Annotated in this window: 11 protein-coding genes; 5 read left to right on the top strand and 6 right to left on the bottom strand. The window is 72.0% G+C overall.

Features of this window, described 5'->3' with window-relative positions; all coding sequences use genetic code 11:
• Positions 1–3: 3 nt before the first annotated feature.
• From AB0F15_RS09975 to AB0F15_RS09985, 3 genes are read right to left on the bottom strand one after another with little or no spacing between them, the layout of a single operon-like run.
• Positions 4–489, bottom strand: a complete 486-nt coding sequence (locus AB0F15_RS09975; protein WP_360268025.1) for a hypothetical protein — start codon at positions 487–489, stop codon at positions 4–6.
• A complete protein-coding gene (locus tag AB0F15_RS09980; RefSeq protein WP_360268028.1) occupies positions 486–1061 on the bottom strand; it encodes a sigma-70 family RNA polymerase sigma factor in 576 nt (191 codons plus the stop codon). The genes AB0F15_RS09975 and AB0F15_RS09980 overlap by 4 nt, the downstream gene beginning before the upstream one ends.
• Positions 1058–2680 carry a S8 family serine peptidase gene (locus AB0F15_RS09985; RefSeq protein WP_360268036.1) on the bottom strand — a complete coding sequence of 541 codons (1623 nt, stop codon included), beginning with the start codon at positions 2678–2680 and terminating at the stop codon, positions 1058–1060. Before AB0F15_RS09985 ends, AB0F15_RS09980 begins: the two co-directional genes overlap by 4 nt.
• Before the next feature lie 218 nt (positions 2681–2898).
• Between AB0F15_RS09985 and AB0F15_RS09990 the strand changes: the two genes are divergently transcribed.
• On the top strand, positions 2899–6015 hold the full coding sequence (locus tag AB0F15_RS09990) for a SpvB/TcaC N-terminal domain-containing protein (RefSeq protein WP_360268039.1): 3117 nt from the start codon (positions 2899–2901) through the stop codon (positions 6013–6015).
• Positions 6016–6093: 78 nt separating this feature from the next.
• Complete coding sequence (locus AB0F15_RS09995; RefSeq protein ID WP_360268042.1) at positions 6094–6531, top strand: VOC family protein; 438 nt, start codon at positions 6094–6096, stop codon at positions 6529–6531.
• A gap of 53 nt (positions 6532–6584) precedes the next feature.
• Here the strand turns inward: AB0F15_RS09995 and sigJ are convergent, their stop codons facing one another.
• Positions 6585–7466 carry an RNA polymerase sigma factor SigJ gene (sigJ, locus tag AB0F15_RS10000; RefSeq protein ID WP_360268045.1) on the bottom strand — a complete coding sequence of 294 codons (882 nt, stop codon included), beginning with the start codon at positions 7464–7466 and terminating at the stop codon, positions 6585–6587.
• Between the two features lie 153 nt (positions 7467–7619).
• Between sigJ and AB0F15_RS10005 the strand changes: the two genes are divergently transcribed.
• Entirely contained in the window at positions 7620–10463 is a 2844-nt protein-coding gene (locus AB0F15_RS10005) for an alpha-L-fucosidase (protein ID WP_360268048.1), read from the top strand.
• A gap of 28 nt (positions 10464–10491) precedes the next feature.
• Entirely contained in the window at positions 10492–11646 is a 1155-nt protein-coding gene (locus tag AB0F15_RS10010) for a DUF2716 domain-containing protein (protein WP_360268051.1), read from the top strand.
• Here AB0F15_RS10010 and AB0F15_RS10015 read toward each other — a convergent pair.
• A complete protein-coding gene (locus AB0F15_RS10015) occupies positions 11635–12867 on the bottom strand; it encodes a peptidase S8 (protein ID WP_360268054.1) in 1233 nt (410 codons plus the stop codon). The two genes, AB0F15_RS10010 and AB0F15_RS10015, sit on opposite strands and share 12 nt — an antisense overlap.
• Before the next feature lie 263 nt (positions 12868–13130).
• Between AB0F15_RS10015 and AB0F15_RS10020 the strand changes: the two genes are divergently transcribed.
• Positions 13131–15458 (top strand): chitobiase/beta-hexosaminidase C-terminal domain-containing protein, encoded by a 2328-nt coding sequence (locus AB0F15_RS10020; RefSeq protein WP_360268057.1) that lies wholly within the window; start codon positions 13131–13133, stop codon positions 15456–15458.
• 18 nt (positions 15459–15476) lie between these two features.
• Here AB0F15_RS10020 and AB0F15_RS10025 read toward each other — a convergent pair whose 3' ends face one another.
• On the bottom strand, positions 15477–16478 hold the full coding sequence (locus tag AB0F15_RS10025; protein ID WP_360268060.1) for an erythromycin esterase family protein: 1002 nt from the start codon (positions 16476–16478) through the stop codon (positions 15477–15479).
• Between the last annotated feature and the right edge of the window lie 5 nt (positions 16479–16483).

The following is a 16483-nucleotide window of genomic DNA, read 5'->3' on the forward strand; positions in this document are numbered from 1 at the left end:
GCGTCAGAGTTCGATCGCCGGCGTGCTCACCGTCCTCGACCGGCCCTCCGTGCGGACGAGGACCTGCACCATGCCGTGCGGCACCCCGCTGACCGCGAACCGGCCCTCGGGGTCCGACGTCGTCGTCAGCGTCCCGTCCTTGGTGCGGACCTCGATCGGGTGCGCGGCGGGCGGGGTGAGCCAGCCGTCCAGGCGCATCGCGCCACCGGGTTCCGGGCTCACGTTCACCATGATGGTGAGGCTTTCGCTGTCGAACGTGATGAGCCGTCCCTGTTCGGCGGCACTGCGCGCGACCGCGAGGCCCTCCTGTTCCCGGATGCGCATCACTTCCAGGTCGACGTGCTCCAGCTGGATGGCGAACCGGATCTGGTCCAGCAGCGTGGCGGGCATCGGGTCGGCGTCTTCCCACAGTTCGCGCACGCCGGCCAGCAGCCGGAAGTCGAGCTCGTCCAAGGGCTCGTCAGCACCTGGTGGTTCGACGGTCGTCACAGCCAATCTCCTTCGCCGTTGGCGAGTAGCTGCTCGCGCAGGCGCGCGAGGCAGCGTCCCCTGGTCGGGCCGATACTCCCCCTCGGCATCCCCAGCCGGGCGCCCACTTCGGCGTAGTCCGGCCGGTGCACGAACGCCACGATCCGCAGCAGGCTGCGGCAGCGTTCGGGCAGGTTGTCCACCGCGCGCCACAACCGCACGCGCTGGTCCTCGCTCAGCACCCCCTCCTCGGGTGCCGGCGATGCCTCCGACAGCCGCTCCGGGAGCTCCGGCAGCGGCCGTTCGACCCGGCGCTTTTCCCCGGTGCGCCAGGCTTCCCGCTTGGTGACGGTGATCAGCCAGCCGGTCAGGGCGACCGGCGAGCGGATCTCCGTGAACGAGCCGAGCAGCCGCAGCCACGTCGTCTGCACGACGTCGGCGGCCTGGTCGGCGTCGAGCCCCTGGTCACGCGCCACCTGCCAGAGCAGCGGCGTGAGCAGGGAGACGAGGTCGTCCAGCGCCGCGCGGTCGCCCTCCCGCGCGGCGTCGAACAGGGCCGCCACGCGGCCGTGGTCGGTCTTGGCCACGTTCACAGCGAGCCCAGCGCGGTCCAAGCGCGCTTGACGACGGTTTCGCGGTCGACCGTGTCGAGGCCCCCGGCCTGGAGCAGGGCCCTGCCGAGTTCGGCGGCGGCGAGCGGCGCGGCGAACGACGTGCCGTCCCAGACCGCGAAGCCGGCGCTGTAGTCGTCGGGGTCGAAGGAGCTGCGGCCGTAGCCGGGCACCTCGTGGTCGGCGGCCGCGGTGCCCCGGACGTCGGTCGGGAAAGTGCTGACGACACCGGCGCCGGTCGCCCAGGCACGCACCCACGGGCCTTCGTTGGAGAACAGCGCCTTGCTGGCGGTGACGTCGGGGTTGAGCGCGCCGACGCTGATCACCTGCGGGCCGCAGCCGCCGGAGAGCGGCTGGTCGGCGAAGGCCGCCGGGTAGAACCGGCGGGTGGTGGCGTCGTTGCCCGCGGCGGCGGCGACGAGCACGCCGAGGCCCAGCAGCTCCGCGATGGCCGCACCGAACTGCCCCGTGTAGGCGATGTCCGCCGCGTTCTCCTCGTAGTAGCCCAGTGACAGCGAGACGATGTCGACCACGTCTTCCGGCCGGTTGTCCGCCTGCGCGGTCCGGACGCGGTCGGCCAGCAGGTGCAGCGCGAGCAGGACGTCGGCTTCGTAGGCGACGCCGTCGCTGTGCACGACGCGGATCGCGAGGGTGTCGGCTTCGGGGCAGGCCTGCCGGATGATGCCGGCGATGAACAGGCCGTGCCCGGTGTCGGTGTCGACGTCACCGATCAGCGGCTGGCCGGACGTCGGCGCGTCCCAGTAGCCGGAGAGCAGCTGTGTGGTGCCGGCATCGAGCTCGGCCTGCAGGATCGCCGCCTGGATACCCGGCGCGACGGCGAGCCCGGCGCCGGCGGGCGGCGGCCCGCTGCGGTCGGCCAGCCCGAACCACGGGTGCGGGCCGATGCCGGTGTCCAGCACGGCGATCACCGGCCGCCGGTGCGCGGGCTTCTCGGTGCGGTAGGGCGGGGCCGCGGCCAGCGTCACCGGGATCCGGTTGGCGCCGCGCGTGCGTCCGTAGGAACTGCCCGCGCCGAACCCGCTGGTCTCCCAGGGCGTGCCGCCGAGGCCGCTGGTCTCCCACGGCACCCCGCCGAACACCGGTGTGGTGAACAGCAGGTGCTCCGGCGAGATGGCGGCGACCATCTCGGGATCGAGCTCCGGCCGCTCGCCCGCCGCGGCGGACCGCAGCAGCTGAAGCGCCTTCCAGCAGTCGACGACGACCGGGTCGGCGTCTTCGCGGACGTGCAGCAGGGCCCGGACGGGCAGGTCCTCGAGCTGCTGGTGGCGGGCGGTTTCCTTCGTGCCGCCGCTCCGGGCGGCGGGAGCGGCGTAGAGGCCGATGCGGGCCAGGACGCCGTTGATCGCGGCCAGCGCCTGCTGGTCGCGGAGGTACCGCTGGGGGATGAGGAACACGCCCGGCCGGTACACGGTCGTGCGCGGGGCCGGCTGCCCGGCCGCGACGACGGCCGTCGCCGGATCGAGCACGCGGGCGCCGTGCCGGTCGAGCAACTGCCGGGGCGGGGCCGGGAGCTCGTTGAGCGTGCTCGCGTCCTCCGCCGCCGCTTCCGCGGTCTCGTCCCGCACGAATCTGACGACCATCGGGTCCACCCTCCTGCTGCCTCTGCCCCCGCCACTGATCACCAACGGCACCCGGAAAAGACCGGTGGGCCGCCCTTGGGATACGACATCGACATCACGAACGCATAACGACGGCGGCAAACGGGTGACGGCGTATCTGGCGCCCCCGGCTCACCCACTTGGCCCTCCGGAAGTGACGATCCGACCAGCGCAGTACGGATCCAGGCGGGGAGATCACCATGGTTGTGCTCCGGTCGAGCACGCAGGAAGCGTTCACGCCGGACCCGGCGACCGGCGGCGGCTGCTTCACGATCCCGCTCGACCTGCCACCCGGCCCCGGTGGCATCGCCCCGGAACTCGTCCTGCGCTACGCGACCGGCGCCCCGAACGGCCCGTTCGGCGGCGGGTTCACGCTGCCGCTGCCCCACGTCGGGCCGTCGGACGGCCAGACCCCGCCCGGCCCGGCGGACCGGCTCGTCCGCCGGGGCGCCGGCTTCCTCCTCACCACCCCAGCGGGGCTCCGGCACTTCCTCGCCCCCGGCGAGGACTCCGCCTGGTACCTCGACCGCACCGAGGACCCCTTCGGCACCACCGCGGCGTTCGGCTGGGCGCACCACAGCGGCCAGGCCTACCTCACGCGCGTCTCCTACGGTCCGTACGAGGTGGAGTTCACGTACGAGCCGCGGCCGGACGTGCTGCGCCGGGGCCGCGGCGGCACCCTGGTCACGACGGCGCTGCGGTGCGCGCGGATCGACCTGCGGGTGCCCGCCTCGGAGCGGCCGCTCGTGCGGCGGTGGACGCTCGGCTACGCCGCCGACGACGTCACCGGCGCATCCCTGCTGACGTCGGTGGCGCTCACCGGTTTCGGCACCCGTGGCGCCGAAACCGCCGCTCCGGTGCTGCGCCTGGCCTACGCGTCCGTGGCGTCCCCGGCACCCCGGCGGGTCCGGCTGGCCGCGCACGGGCGGTCCGGCGGCGGGGCGGTGTCGCTGCTCGACGCCGTGCCGTACCACTCTTTCGAAGACCTGCCCCGCACCGGGCGGCTGTGCGAAATCGACAACGGGATGGGGCTGCGCACCTCGATCGAGTACGCGACCGTCGCATCGGTACCGGTGGTCCGGCGCGTCTCCCTGCGGGAATCGGTCACCGGCCACGTGGGCGTGACGCAGTTCGAGTACCACGACAGCCGGTTCCCGGTCTTCGGCCGGGTCGTCCAGGACGAGCTCGGCGACGAGTGCGCGCCGACACTGCGGACCGTGCGCTGGTTCGGCACGGAAGGGGCCCTGGACAAGGAGGAGACCTACGGCCTCGACGGTTCACCGGCCGAGGACCGGCCGTACTGCCGCGTCGAACACACTCGCAGTCCACAATGGACACGCGAGGTGACGACGGTGTTCGAGCGCCGGAAGTCGCCGGTTTCGGTCACCACGAAGGAAACGGCCTTCGACGCGGACGAGAACCCGGTCCGGGAGCTGGAGACGACCGAACGGCCCGGCCGCGCCCCGGTCGTGCGCGAGACCCGGACGACGTACGCGGCCGACCCCGAACGCCGGTTCACCGCGCTGCCCGCGCGGATCCGCGAACTGGACGGCACCGGAAAGGTGCTGTCCGACAAGATCTTCCGGTACGACGAAGAACCCGACGGCTTCGCCGGTGCGCACGGCTTCCGCACCGCGCAGGAGGAACTGGTGCTCACCGACGCACTCGTCGCCGACGTCTACGGCCCGGTCCCACCCGACCTCCGGCACCACGGCTACCACCGCCGCCCCGGGGAGGACGGCTGGTGGATCACGACGTTCCACGGGCGGCTCGACACCGTCACCGGGCTGCGCACCACGACGACCGATCCGCTCGGCCACCCCCGGGAGGTCCGGTATTCGGCCGACCGCTGCTTCCCCGAGGTGGCCACGGACCCACTCGGGAACGTGACGATCACGCGCCACGACGTCCGCACGGCGCGGGTGTGCGAAGTGACCGATCCGGCGGGCGCGGTGACCACGGTGACCCACGACCCGCTGGGGCGTCCCGAAACGGTGGTGCGGCCGGGCGACTCGGCGGACCTGCCGACCGTCCGGTACCGCTACGACGGCAACCTGGTGACGACCGAGCAGCGCGCGGTGTCCGGCGAGGCGGAGGTGCTGGTGACCGCCGAGCTGCGCGACGGCGCCGGGCGGCTGCTGGAGCGGCGGCACGCGGAACTCCTCGGCGACGTCGTCGACGAGCACCACCAGTACTGCGCGCGGGGCCTGGTGAGCCACACGAGCCGGGCGTTCCGGGACGGCGAGCCGCTGCCCCCGCCGACGGAGCTCCGCTACGACGCGCTGGGCCGCCCGCTGCCCGCCGGACTTCGGGCCGGCCACCTCGAGGAAGGTGAACTTCCGCAAGGTGGCCCGCACGACCTGCTGGGCCGGGCGCTGCGAGGTGCCGATGGCGTCGTGCACGTCCGGGACGCGGCCGGGCACACCGTGGAGTCGCGGACCGCGGGCGGGCACGCGGTGTTCCACGTCCACGACGCCGCGGGCCGGGTGGCCGCGGTGCTGGTCGACGACCCGTACGGCACGCCGGTCACCACGTTCACCCACCACGACGGCGGGCTCCCGGCGCCGCTCGGCGCGGGTCCGCACAGCTGCGGCCGCCTGGTGCGCGTCGCCGACGAATGCGGCGCGACCCAGTTCGGTTACGACGCGCTCGGTCATCCGGCCGAGAAGCGCTGGCGCCCCGCACACGTCGCCGTCGAGTACCGGCTCGACGTGGCCCGCCGGGCCGACGGGCGGACGGCGGAAGTCCGCTACCCCGACGCCGGCGACGGGCGGCTGACCGTGCACCACCAGTACGACGAGGTGGGCAGGCTGGTGAGCGTCCCCGATTTCGTCGACGCCGTCGACTACGACCTGAGCGGCCGCCGCACCGCGGTCCACTACGCGAACGGCGTCAGCGAACACTTCGCCGACGGACGGCACGTGCTCACCGGCCGCGGCGGGATCCTGCGTGAAATCGGGGCCGGGCCGTCCCCGGCGGCGGCGCCGGGACCGGGGAGCGAAATCCGCGACGCGTTCGGCCGGTTGCGCGGGCTGCACGGCGACGACGGCGTCAACGCGCTGTACAGCTACGACCACACCGGCCGCCGGGTCCGCACCCTGGTCACCGACGGCACGCGCATCCACGAAGTCCTGACCCCGGACGACCTGTACGCCGTCGAAGACGGCGAGCTGGTGGCCGTGGTGGCGGGGTCGGTGCGGCAGTACGCGGACGGCACGCGCCGGTACCTGCACTTCGACGGCACCGGGGAGATCGCCCTGATGACGGACGAGACCGGAGCCATCGTGGACGAGCATGACAGTCTCTGGGCCCCGTGACCGATGTCGAGAACGTGGCGCCGGCTCCGTCCCAGGGGCACGAGCGGCCGCGAAGGGCCGCGTGACACGGGAGGCAGCATGACGATCCGCCGGATGGATCACGTCGGTGTCGTGGTCGAGGATCTCGCGGCCGCCGTCGCGTTCTTCGTCGCACTGGGCATGGAACCGGAGGGCGGGACGACCGTCGAGGGTGCGTGGGTGGATCAGCTCGTCGGGCTGGACGGCGTCCGGGCGGACCTCGCCTTCCTGCGGACCCCGGACGGCCACGGCCGGGTCGAGCTGTCGACGTTCCAGCGGCCGGTGGCCGCCGCCGGTGCGCCGAAGGCGCCGGTGAACGTCCCCGGCATCCCCCGCCTCACGTTCGTCGTCGACGCCGTCGACGACGTCCTGGGCCGGCTGCGCGCCCACGGTGCCGAACTCGTCGGCGAGGTGGCGCGGTACGAGGACTACTGCCGGTACGCCTACGTCCGCGGCCCGGCGGGCGTCATCATCGGGCTGGTCGAAGAGCTCGGCTGAACCGGCCGGCACGGAAGGCCGATCGCAGGCCTTCCCCCGCGGGACGGCGCCGCTCAGCCGAGCACCGCCAGGTCCAGCCGGTCGAGCCGCTCGGGGTCGGCGAGGATGTCGATCTCGACGATCCGGCCGCCCGTGACCGTGAAGCCCAGCACCGAGAACGGCCGGCCCGCGCGCGTCGCCACCACGCCCGCCGCGCCGTTGACCAGTGCCCGGTGCACCTGGCCGCCGCCGGCGGCGAGGCGCGAGAACGTCAGCGCCTGGTTCGCCACGGCCGCCGCGCCGCGGACCTCGGTCGAGCCGCCCTGGGCCGGGCCGTGGTCGGCGCGCAGGACGACGTCGGGGTCGAGGACCGAGACCAGCGCGTCGAAGTCGCCTTCACGGGCGGCTGCCAGGAAGGCGTCCACGACCCGGCGCTGGCGGGCGAGGTCCGGGTCCGGCGCGACCGGCGCGCCCTGGACCCGCCGCCGGGCGCGGCTCGCCAGCTGCCGGGTCGCCGCCTCGGACCGGCCGACGATCGACGCGATCTCCTCGAACGGCAGCGCGAACATGTCCCGCAGCACGAACGCCAGCCGCTCGGCCGGGGTGAGCGTGTCGAGCACGACCAGCAGGGCGAGGCCGACTGAATCCGCCAGCACCGCTTCGTGCTCCGGGCCGGCGTCCTCCCGGGTGACGATCGGGTCGGGCACCAGGGTTTCCCACGGCTCTTCGCGCCGGGCCTTGCGGGAGCGCAGCATGTCGAGGCAGACCCGCCCGACGACCGTCGTCAGCCAGCCGGCCAGGTTCTCCACCGCGCCGGCGTCGCTCCGGCTCAGCCGCAGCCAGGACTCCTGCACCGCGTCTTCGGCCTCGCTCAGCGAGCCCAGCATCCGGTAGGCGACCGACCGCAGGTGTTCGCGGTGGGTCTCGAAGCTGGCAGCCAGGAGCTTCTGGTTCACGGGCCTGTCCTTTCGCGGGTCGATCACTCCCTTGACGAGTGCGCCCGCGCGTTCGTGACAGATCGGACGACTGTGTGCCGATGAGCGGCATCCGCCCTTGACGTACGATATACGACCGTCCAATCATCGGATCTCTCCGGACGAGGAGGTCCCTTGAGAATCCGACTACTTGCCTGCCTCGCCGCAGTCATCGCGCTGGCGGCGAGCCTGGTCAGTCCCGCGAACGCCGAGCTGTACCACCCGCGCCAGGACTGGCTGCGGGCGTCGACGGCCGGGCTGTTCCTGCACTGGGGCATGTTCACCGCGCCGCGGCACACCGACTGCGCCGCCTGGGAACGCGACGTCACCGACGGTGGCTGGACGCCGGGCTACTGGATCGACGAGGCGACGAAGCTGGGCGCGTCCTACGTCGTCCTCACCACCTTCCACAGCCGGCTGGGTTACGCGCGGCCGTGGCCGTCGAAGATCCCCGGCAGCTGCTCGACGCAGCGCGACTTCCTCGGCGAGCTGATCGCCGCGGGCCGGGCGAAGGGCGTGCGCGTCATGCTCTACATGACCGACGACCCGCAGTGGCACAACGAAACCGGCCACGAGTCGCTCGATTCGGCCGCCTACTCGGCGTACAAGGGCAAGCCGGTCGACCTGACCACCCGGCCCGGCTTCGGCGAGTACAGCTACGACCTGTTCGACGAGGTCATGGACCGCTACTCCGACCTCGCCGGGTTCTGGATCGACAACGACAACGAGTACTGGGAGCAGCACGGGCTCTACGAGCACATCCGCGACAAGCGGCCGTCCTGGTTGCTGAGCAACAACAACGAGGACACGCCGATCATGGACACGGTCAGCAACGAGCAGAAGACCGGCATGACGCCGTCGTACGACTACCCGCAGGCGATCTACACGCCGATGCCGCGGCTCACCGAAGCGGACTACAAACTGCCGACCAACGGCGACTGGTGGTACAGCGGCGGCGACCAGGCCGTCGACTTCCGGCTCTCCACCGGCCGGTACATCACGAACGCGGGCTCGTCGATCAAGTCGCTGATGGCCGAAACCGCCATGCTGAACGGGAAGTTCCCGCCGCAGCAGGAGGCGTTCAACAACTTCATGGCGTCCTGGACCCGGCCGATCAAGGAGTCACTGCAGGGCACCGAAGGCGGTGGGTACATGTACGGCGGCCTGCAGCCCGGCTTCTGGAACGACGGCGCGCACGGCGTGATCACCGTGCAGCCCGGGGCGAAGACGCAGTACGTGCACGTCGTCACGCGGCCGTCGACGAACCTGGTCCGCCTGCGGGACAACGGCTACCGCGTCACCGGCGTGGCCGACCTGCGCACCGGCAAGCCGATGCGGTTCGCGCAGTCCGGCGGCTATCTGTCCGTCTTGGACATCACGGACTGGGACGCCTACGACACCGTGTTCAAGGTGACCACGGCCGGCCAGCAGTACTTCTACGACAAGAACACGATCAAGGCGACCGCGTCGGCTTCCGCGGACGGGCACCCGGCGGCGAACCTCGTCGACGGCAGCTACCTGAACTACTGGGACGCGGGCGGTCAGCTGCCGGTGTCCGTGACGCTGGACCTGGGCCGGAAGCGGTCGACGGCCTACCTGGCGGTGCACGAGCGGGAGTCGTCGCCGACGTACGCCCGGGAGTCCTTCGGCCGCGCCGAGGATTCCGCGCGGATCAAGGACTACCGGGTCCACGCCAGTGACGACGGGACGAACTGGCGCACGGTGCGCACCGGCGCCCTGCCGAGCAACCGCGGCGTCCAGTTCATCGACGTCGGCGAGGTGCACGCGCGGTACCTGAAGCTGGAGGTGCTGAACACGTGGTCCGGGCCGCAGGCCAAGCCGTTCTACCGGCAGCTCGCGCTCGACGAGATCGACGTCGCCTACGGCTACCCGGATCCGCGCGGCGAGGTGCCGCTGGAAGCGGAGTCGTGGCGCAACGGCTTCGAAGGCCAGGCGACGCCGGTGTGGTGCGAGGCGTGCTCGGGCACGAACGCGGTGACCGGCCTCGACCGCGGTGCGGTCGTCTTCCGCGACGTCCAGGCCACCGGCCCGTCCCGGCTGCAGCTGGACACGACGGGGCCGGGCACGCTCGCGGTGATCGTCAACGGCGCGGCCCCGATCGCGGTCACCGCACCGGCGGCGATCCCGGTGCCGCTGACCGCGGGCGCCAACACGATCAAGGTCTCCGGGACGACGGACCTCGACCGGATCGCCGTGGCGCCGATGCCGCCGGAGTCGTCCACGCCGAAGACGACGTTGACCGTGCAGCCCGCCGGCGTGCAATGGGTTTCACCGGGACAACAGTCCCTGACCATCACCGCGTCGCTGCGGCTGGACGTCGACGACCCGATCGACCAGGTGTCGCTGGCCCCGGTCGTCCCGGCGGGCTGGACGGTCACCGGCGGCCCGGCGACGGCGTCCGCCCTGGGGCTCGGCCAGGTGCTGAGCGGCTCGTGGACGGTGACCGCCCCGGCGGCCCAGGACGTGAGCATCCCGGTGACGGCGTCCTTCCGGACGCTCGGGCGCGCGAAGTCGGTGAGCAAGCCGGTGCAGGTCAAGCCACGGCCCGCGGACCGCGTGTTCATGCGCGAAGCGGAGGACTCGGCGAACGACATCGGCGACGCCGGCGTCACCGGCTGCTCGCCGTGCTCGGGCGGGCAGAAGGTGCGCAACATCGGCCCGGGAGCGGCGGTGACCTTCCCCGGCGTCACGGTGCCCGCGGCGGGCCGGTACACCTTGTACCTGGACTTCACCGTCAACGGCGACCGGTCGTACTTCGTGTCGGCGAACGGCGGCCCGCCGGCCGAGGTGAAGGTCAGCGGCGCCGGGAACAGCACCCCGTACACCACTTCGGTCCCGGTGACGCTGACCGCGGGCGCCAACACGATCCGGATCGGCAACGACCGCGCCGGCGCCCCGGACCTGGACCGGATTTCACTGGGTCAGCTCGCGCAGACACGCGAAAATGCCCTGCGCTGACGTCCCCCGACCGGGGAAGATCGGCGGTATGGAAGAGGCACTGAACCGCCGGCCACCGCGCCCACCGGTGGGCGCGGTGGTCGACCGTGACGGCCCGGTGGTGCGAACCCACTACGGCACCCACGGCGAGGTGAGTCACGGGCCGCTGCCCGAATGGGACCTCGAAGCGCTGGTGTCCCGGCAGATCGAGGCCTTCGCGCAACGCCACGAGCCGGTGCTCTGGCCGGTCTACGGCGACGCCCGGCTCGCCGAGGCCCTGCTCGCCGCCGGCTTCGCGGCGGAGCCGGAACGCACGGTCCTCAGCTGTCCGATCGGGACGGACCCCACGACGCTCCCCGTGGTCGGCCACGACTGGGCCGGGCACCGGCGGGTCGCGGAGCTGGCCGCGAAGACCGGCCCGCACCGCCGCCCGTTCTCGGAGTTCCTCGCCGACTCCGCCTACTTGGACCAGTCGGCCGCGGTCGTCCTCGACGGCGATCGCGCCGCCTGGCTCGAACAGTCCGGGGAGTTCATGGTGGTCGGCGGGGTCACCGACCCCCGCTTCGCCGCCACGCTCGTCGCCCACGACTGGCGGCTCGCCCGACCGCACCGGGGGGTGCGGTTCCTGCTCGCGGAAGCCACCGGCGACCTGCGGGACGCGTTCGAAGCCGCCGGGATGCGCGCGGTCACCACGGTCACCCGCTACCACCTGACCCCGCCCGGCGAACCGGCGCGGACCCGGCCGGTTCGGCAGCTGTTCTCCGAGCCGGAGTACGACGACATCTGGTCCCGCTTCGAGGAGCGGTTCGCCTTCCGGCCCGACACGCAGGAGTTCCCCGGCATCACCGAACCGGCGCACTCGGCGACCTGGCGCCTCGGCGCACTCGACGACCCGCGGCTCGACGGCATCGTCCACAAGGGACTCCGCGCGTCCGTCAAGCCCGGCGAGGAGCTGTACTGGCTCGACTGGCAGCACGCCGGCTACCGCTTCGACCCCGCCCGGGTCGACGGCGCCGGACCCCGCTGGCCCGGCGCCGTCATCCCGAACGGCGACTACTACAGCTACCTGACCGGCGACCTCCGGCTGGGCACCTTCGGGCACCCGTGGGAGGCGACGATCTGCGTCTTCGGCGACCTGCTCACGCGGATCGACGCCGAGCTGACCGCGGCGCTCGGCCGGCCGATCCGGCGGTCAGAAGCCTGACGTGCCGTTCGGCGTACCCAGCCCGGTCGGCCCGTCGTACCCGGCACCCGCCGTGCACAGGTAGCTGCCACCGCAGCTGCCGTTCGAGCCCGACGTCACGTCGTACAGGCCGCTGGTGTGCGCGTACGGGTACGACCCCGACGTCACCGAGTTGCCCGCCAGCGCGTACACGCTCGCGATCACCGGGGACGACAGGCTCGTGCCGCCGACCTGCACCCAGCCGTCCGCACCCTGGGCCAGGCCCAGCGACAGCAGGAAGTCGCACCACGACGAGCTGCCGCAGCTGTTGTACGTGTCGTACACCCCGAGCCCGGTGGCCGGGTCCGCGACCGCCGAGACGTCCGCGACCGTCCTCTTCGCACACCCGGCGTCGTGCTGCCAGGCCGGTTTCGCCTCCAGGGCCGAACACCCGCTGCCGCTGCCGTTCCACGCCGTTTCGGTCCAGCCGCGGGTGGTCGTCGCCGCCTTCTTCAGCGTCGTGCCGCCGACCGCCGTCACGTACGGCGAAGACGCCGGCCAGCTGACGCCGTAGCCCGAGTCACCCGAGGAAGCCGTGACCGCGATGCCCGGGTGGTTCAGGTGCGCGTCCGCGGCGAGGATCGTCGAATCCTCGGCGCCGCCGTAGCTGTTGGAGATCGCCACCACGCCCGGCGTCGCCGCGGCCGTGTCGACCGCCGTCATCAGCGGGTCGGTGTCCGGGGAATTGGCTTCCACCAGCAGGATGTGGCAGTCCGGGCAGGTCGCCGACACCGCGTCGAGGTCCAGGCTGATTTCCTCGGCCCAGCCGTAGTCGGGTGCCGGGAGCGGGCTCGCCGCGCCGTTCTGGTTGACCTTCTTGAAGCAGCCGTTGGCCGTCGTGCACGGCGAAAGGCCGCGCGCGGAGCGGAACTTGGCCAGGTCGGCCTCCGCGGTCGGCGCGTCCTGAGCGTCCACAATGGCCACTGTGCGGCCGTTCGCGTGCAGCCCGCCGAGGTGGTACGCGGCCTGGATCTCGACCGGCCCGTAGCCGACCGGGGTCGAGACGACCAGCGGGCCGTTGCCGTTCGGCGACCGGATCGCCTTGCCGAGGCAGTGCAGCTTGCCCGAGGTGGCGCAGCCGAAGTTCACGATGCCGCCGCTCTGCAGCGGCGCGGCTTCGGCGGTCGAGGTCGCGGCCACCGTCAGCGGGGCCGCGAGGAGGGAGAGGACGACGAGGGACCGGAACAACCGTCGAGGCACCATGGCCTACTCCTCGGTAGGGGGTGGCAGGGGATCGTCGCATCTCACCTCGGACGAGGTCACCCGACGGAAGAAGGTTCATCGGTTCAGTCATTCGCCCATCGGGTCGCCAACCCGACGAACAGCTACGAACCGCTTCACCCGTTCGCGCATTGGTCCAGACAAGTGTTACCCAACCGTGATGAACAGGCCGCTGAGCGGGAGCTACTTTGTTGCGACTGGCAACAAATTGCCTCGTGGATCCCCAACGGCGGAGGTGTCACGGCGTGAACCGGACCTTGGACAAGCTACGACGACGCGGCCCGGTGCTCGCGCTCGTCGCCTCGGCACTGCTGGTGGCGGCCGGGCTGACCGCCCCGGCCGCCCTCGCGGCCGACGACTACACCCAGAGCGTCAGCCAGCCCAGCTCGACGCAGGTGCAGATCACCTTCACCCCGACGACCCCCGCGCTGTACGTGGACATCCACTACACCGGCGTGCCGGGCGTCGGCCAGCAGAACGTCCGGATGACCAACGGTTCCGGCACCTGGCGCACCACCGTCAACGGCGTGAGCAGCGGAAACGTCCTCGACTACTGGTTCACCTACGAGAAGAGCGGGCCGCAGTACGACACCCCGCACTTCAGCTACACCGTGGGCGGTGGCGGCACGACGACGGTCGCCGCGCCGACGTTCAGCCCACCCGGCGGCACCTACGCCAGCGCCCAGACGGTGACGATCAGCAGCGCCACCGCGGGCGCCACCATCCGGTACACGGTGGACGGCTCGACCCCGACCGCGTCCTCGACGCTCTACAGCGGACCGATCAGCGTCCCGGACTCCCGCACGGTCAACGCGATCGCGCTCAAATCGGGTTCGACGACGTCCCCGGTGTCGAGCGCGAGCTACACGATCGGCACCCAGGCCGGCTGCCCCACGCAGTCCGACACCCCGAACTTCGGGCCGAACGTGCGGATCTTCGACCCCGGCATGTCCGCGGCGACCATCCAGGCGCAGCTGGACACCGACTTCAACAACCAGAAGGACACGCTGACCGCGCAGTTCGCGGACCGGCGCGTCGCCCACCTGTTCAAGCCGGGCACCTACTCGGGCGTGCACGACAACGTCGGCTTCTACACCTCGGTCGCCGGCCTCGGGCAGAACCCGGGCGACGTCCTGATCAACGGCGACGTCACCGTCGACGCCTTCAACGCCTCCGACAACGGCGTGGCGCTGCAGAACTTCTGGCGCTCGGCGGAGAACCTGGCGGTCAACCCCTCCGGTGGCCAGGAACGCTGGGCGGTCGCGCAGGCCGCGCCGTTCCGCCGGATGGACGTCCGCGGCGGGCTGCAGCTGTACCCGGCGAGCTACGGCTACGCCAGCGGCGGCTACATCGCCGACACGAAGGTGGCCGGTCAGGCGGCGTCGATCTCCCAGCAGCAGTGGTACACCCGCGACTCGGCGCTCGGCAGCTGGAACGGCGGCGTGTGGAACATGGTCTTCTCCGGCACCAGCGGCGCGCCGGCGACCACGTTCCCGAACCCGCCCGAGACCACGCTGGCCACGACGCCGGTCTCCCGTGACGTGCCCTACCTCTACGTCGACGGCACCGGCAAGTACCGCGTCTTCCTGCCTTCGCTGCGCACGAACGCGTCCGGCCCCAGCTGGGCGAGCGGCAGCACGCCGGGTACGTCGGCGCCGATGAGCCAGTTCTACGTCGTCAAGGCGGGCGACACGGCCGCGTCGATCAACAACGCGCTCGCCGCGGGCTGCAACCTGTTCTTCACGCCGGGCATCTACCACCTGAACCAGACGCTCAACGTGACCCGCGCGAACACCACCGTCCTCGGCATCGGTTACCCGACGCTGGTGCCGGACAACGGCGTCAACGCGATGCAGGTGTCCGATGTGGACGGCGTCCGGCTCAAGGGCCTGCTCTTCGACGCCGGCACGACGAACTCGCAGGCGCTGCTGACGGTGGGCCAGTCGGGCTCGTCGGCTTCGCACGCCGGAAACCCGACGACGGTCCAGGACGTGTTCTTCCGGATCGGCGGCCAGCTCGCCGGCAAGGCGACGAACAGCCTGATCGTCAACAGCGCCAACACGGTCATCGACCACATCTGGGCCTGGCGCGCCGACCACGGCAACGCGGGCACGGTCGGCTGGGGCACGAACACGGCCGACACGGGTCTCGTGGTGAACGGCGCGAACGTGCTGGCCACCGGCCTGTTCGTCGAGCACTACCAGAAGTACCAGGTGATCTGGAACGGCCAGGGCGGGAAGACGATCTTCTTCCAGAACGAGATGCCCTACGACGTGCCGAACCAGGCGTCGTGGAACGCCCCATCGGGTGTCGCCGGGTACGCCGCGTACAAGGTCGGGGCGAACGTGACGTCCCATGAGGCCTGGGGCCTCGGGAGTTACTGCTTCTTCGACACGAACCCGGCGGTGTCCAGCTACCACGCGTTCGAGGTGCCGAACAACGCCGGCGTGCGGTTCCACAGCCTGCTGACGGTGTCGCTCAACTACCGCGGCACGATCACGCACGTCATCAACGACACCGGCGGCGTCACGCCTTCGGGCACGGTGCCGGTCAACGTGGTCAGCTACCCGTAACCCGAGTGCTCGGCGGCGTCAGGCGAGGTGCCACACCGCGTCGGCGCCGTCGAGCAACTCCCGGTCGAGCCCGACGTAGCCGCGTTCGGGCTGGGTGTCGGTGCGCTTGCGGCCGGTGGGGACGCCGGCCAGCTTCCAGGTCTCCGTACCGCGCTGCAGCAGGCCTTCGTAGGTGTCCGGCTCCGGCTCGCCGAGGCCGAGGGCCTCGCTGTGGCCGAGGCTCCCGGCGACGAAGGCGTACCGGTCGCCGAGCAGGGACGCGACGATCGCGCCCGCGCCGGACCCCGAGCGTTGCAGGTGGCTGTTGTGCGCGAACACCAGTGTCCGGCCACGGTCGGCCTCGACGGCCCGGATGTCCAGCAGGTTCTCGGCCATGAGCACCGCCCGCATACCTGCGAGCCGCGCGATCCTCGTGTCCCGGTCGCCGGGTTCGGCCGATGCCGCGTGGTAGCGCAGCAGGCCGCGCCCGGCCGTGGCGTGCACCTTGGCCCGCTCCCAGCCGTCGCGGTCCGCGGTGCGCCGGGGTGCCTGGCCGTGGAGTGCGACGAGCAGGTCGTCCGCGATGACACGCAGCTCGCGGGCCTCGGCAGTGGCGCCGGGCGACTCGGCCGGGTCGAGGATCGCTTCCCGGCGGCTCCACCGCTCGTCGTCGCCGGCCAGTGCCGCGATGTCGGCGACGAGACCGAGGTAGTCACGGGCGTGCTCGAGGTAGGCGCGCGGGCTGGGAGCGCTGAACATCTCGGTGGGGGCGTCGAAACCGTGCCAGGTCAGCGGTTCACCGGCGCTCTCGTTGTACTGGCGCAGCCAGGCCAGCAGCTGCCGGTTGGCGTCCACTTCGCCCAGGCCGTGCGAAAACCCGCCGTCGAGCGCGGCCACGCGGTCGGTCTCCAGCGCGATCGACCGGAACCCGTGCGCGGCGAGCTGGGCGAAGAGGTCGTTGCGGAGCCACGCGCAAGCCGGTTCGAAGTGCGTCGGCTCGCCCAGGGCGAGCAGTTCGGCGGTGCAGTCGGTGAGGTCCATGTGGT

Origin of the sequence: Amycolatopsis sp. NPDC026612 (assembly GCF_040638285.1) — a bacterium.
Taxonomy (GTDB): Bacteria; Actinomycetota; Actinomycetes; order Mycobacteriales; family Pseudonocardiaceae; genus Amycolatopsis.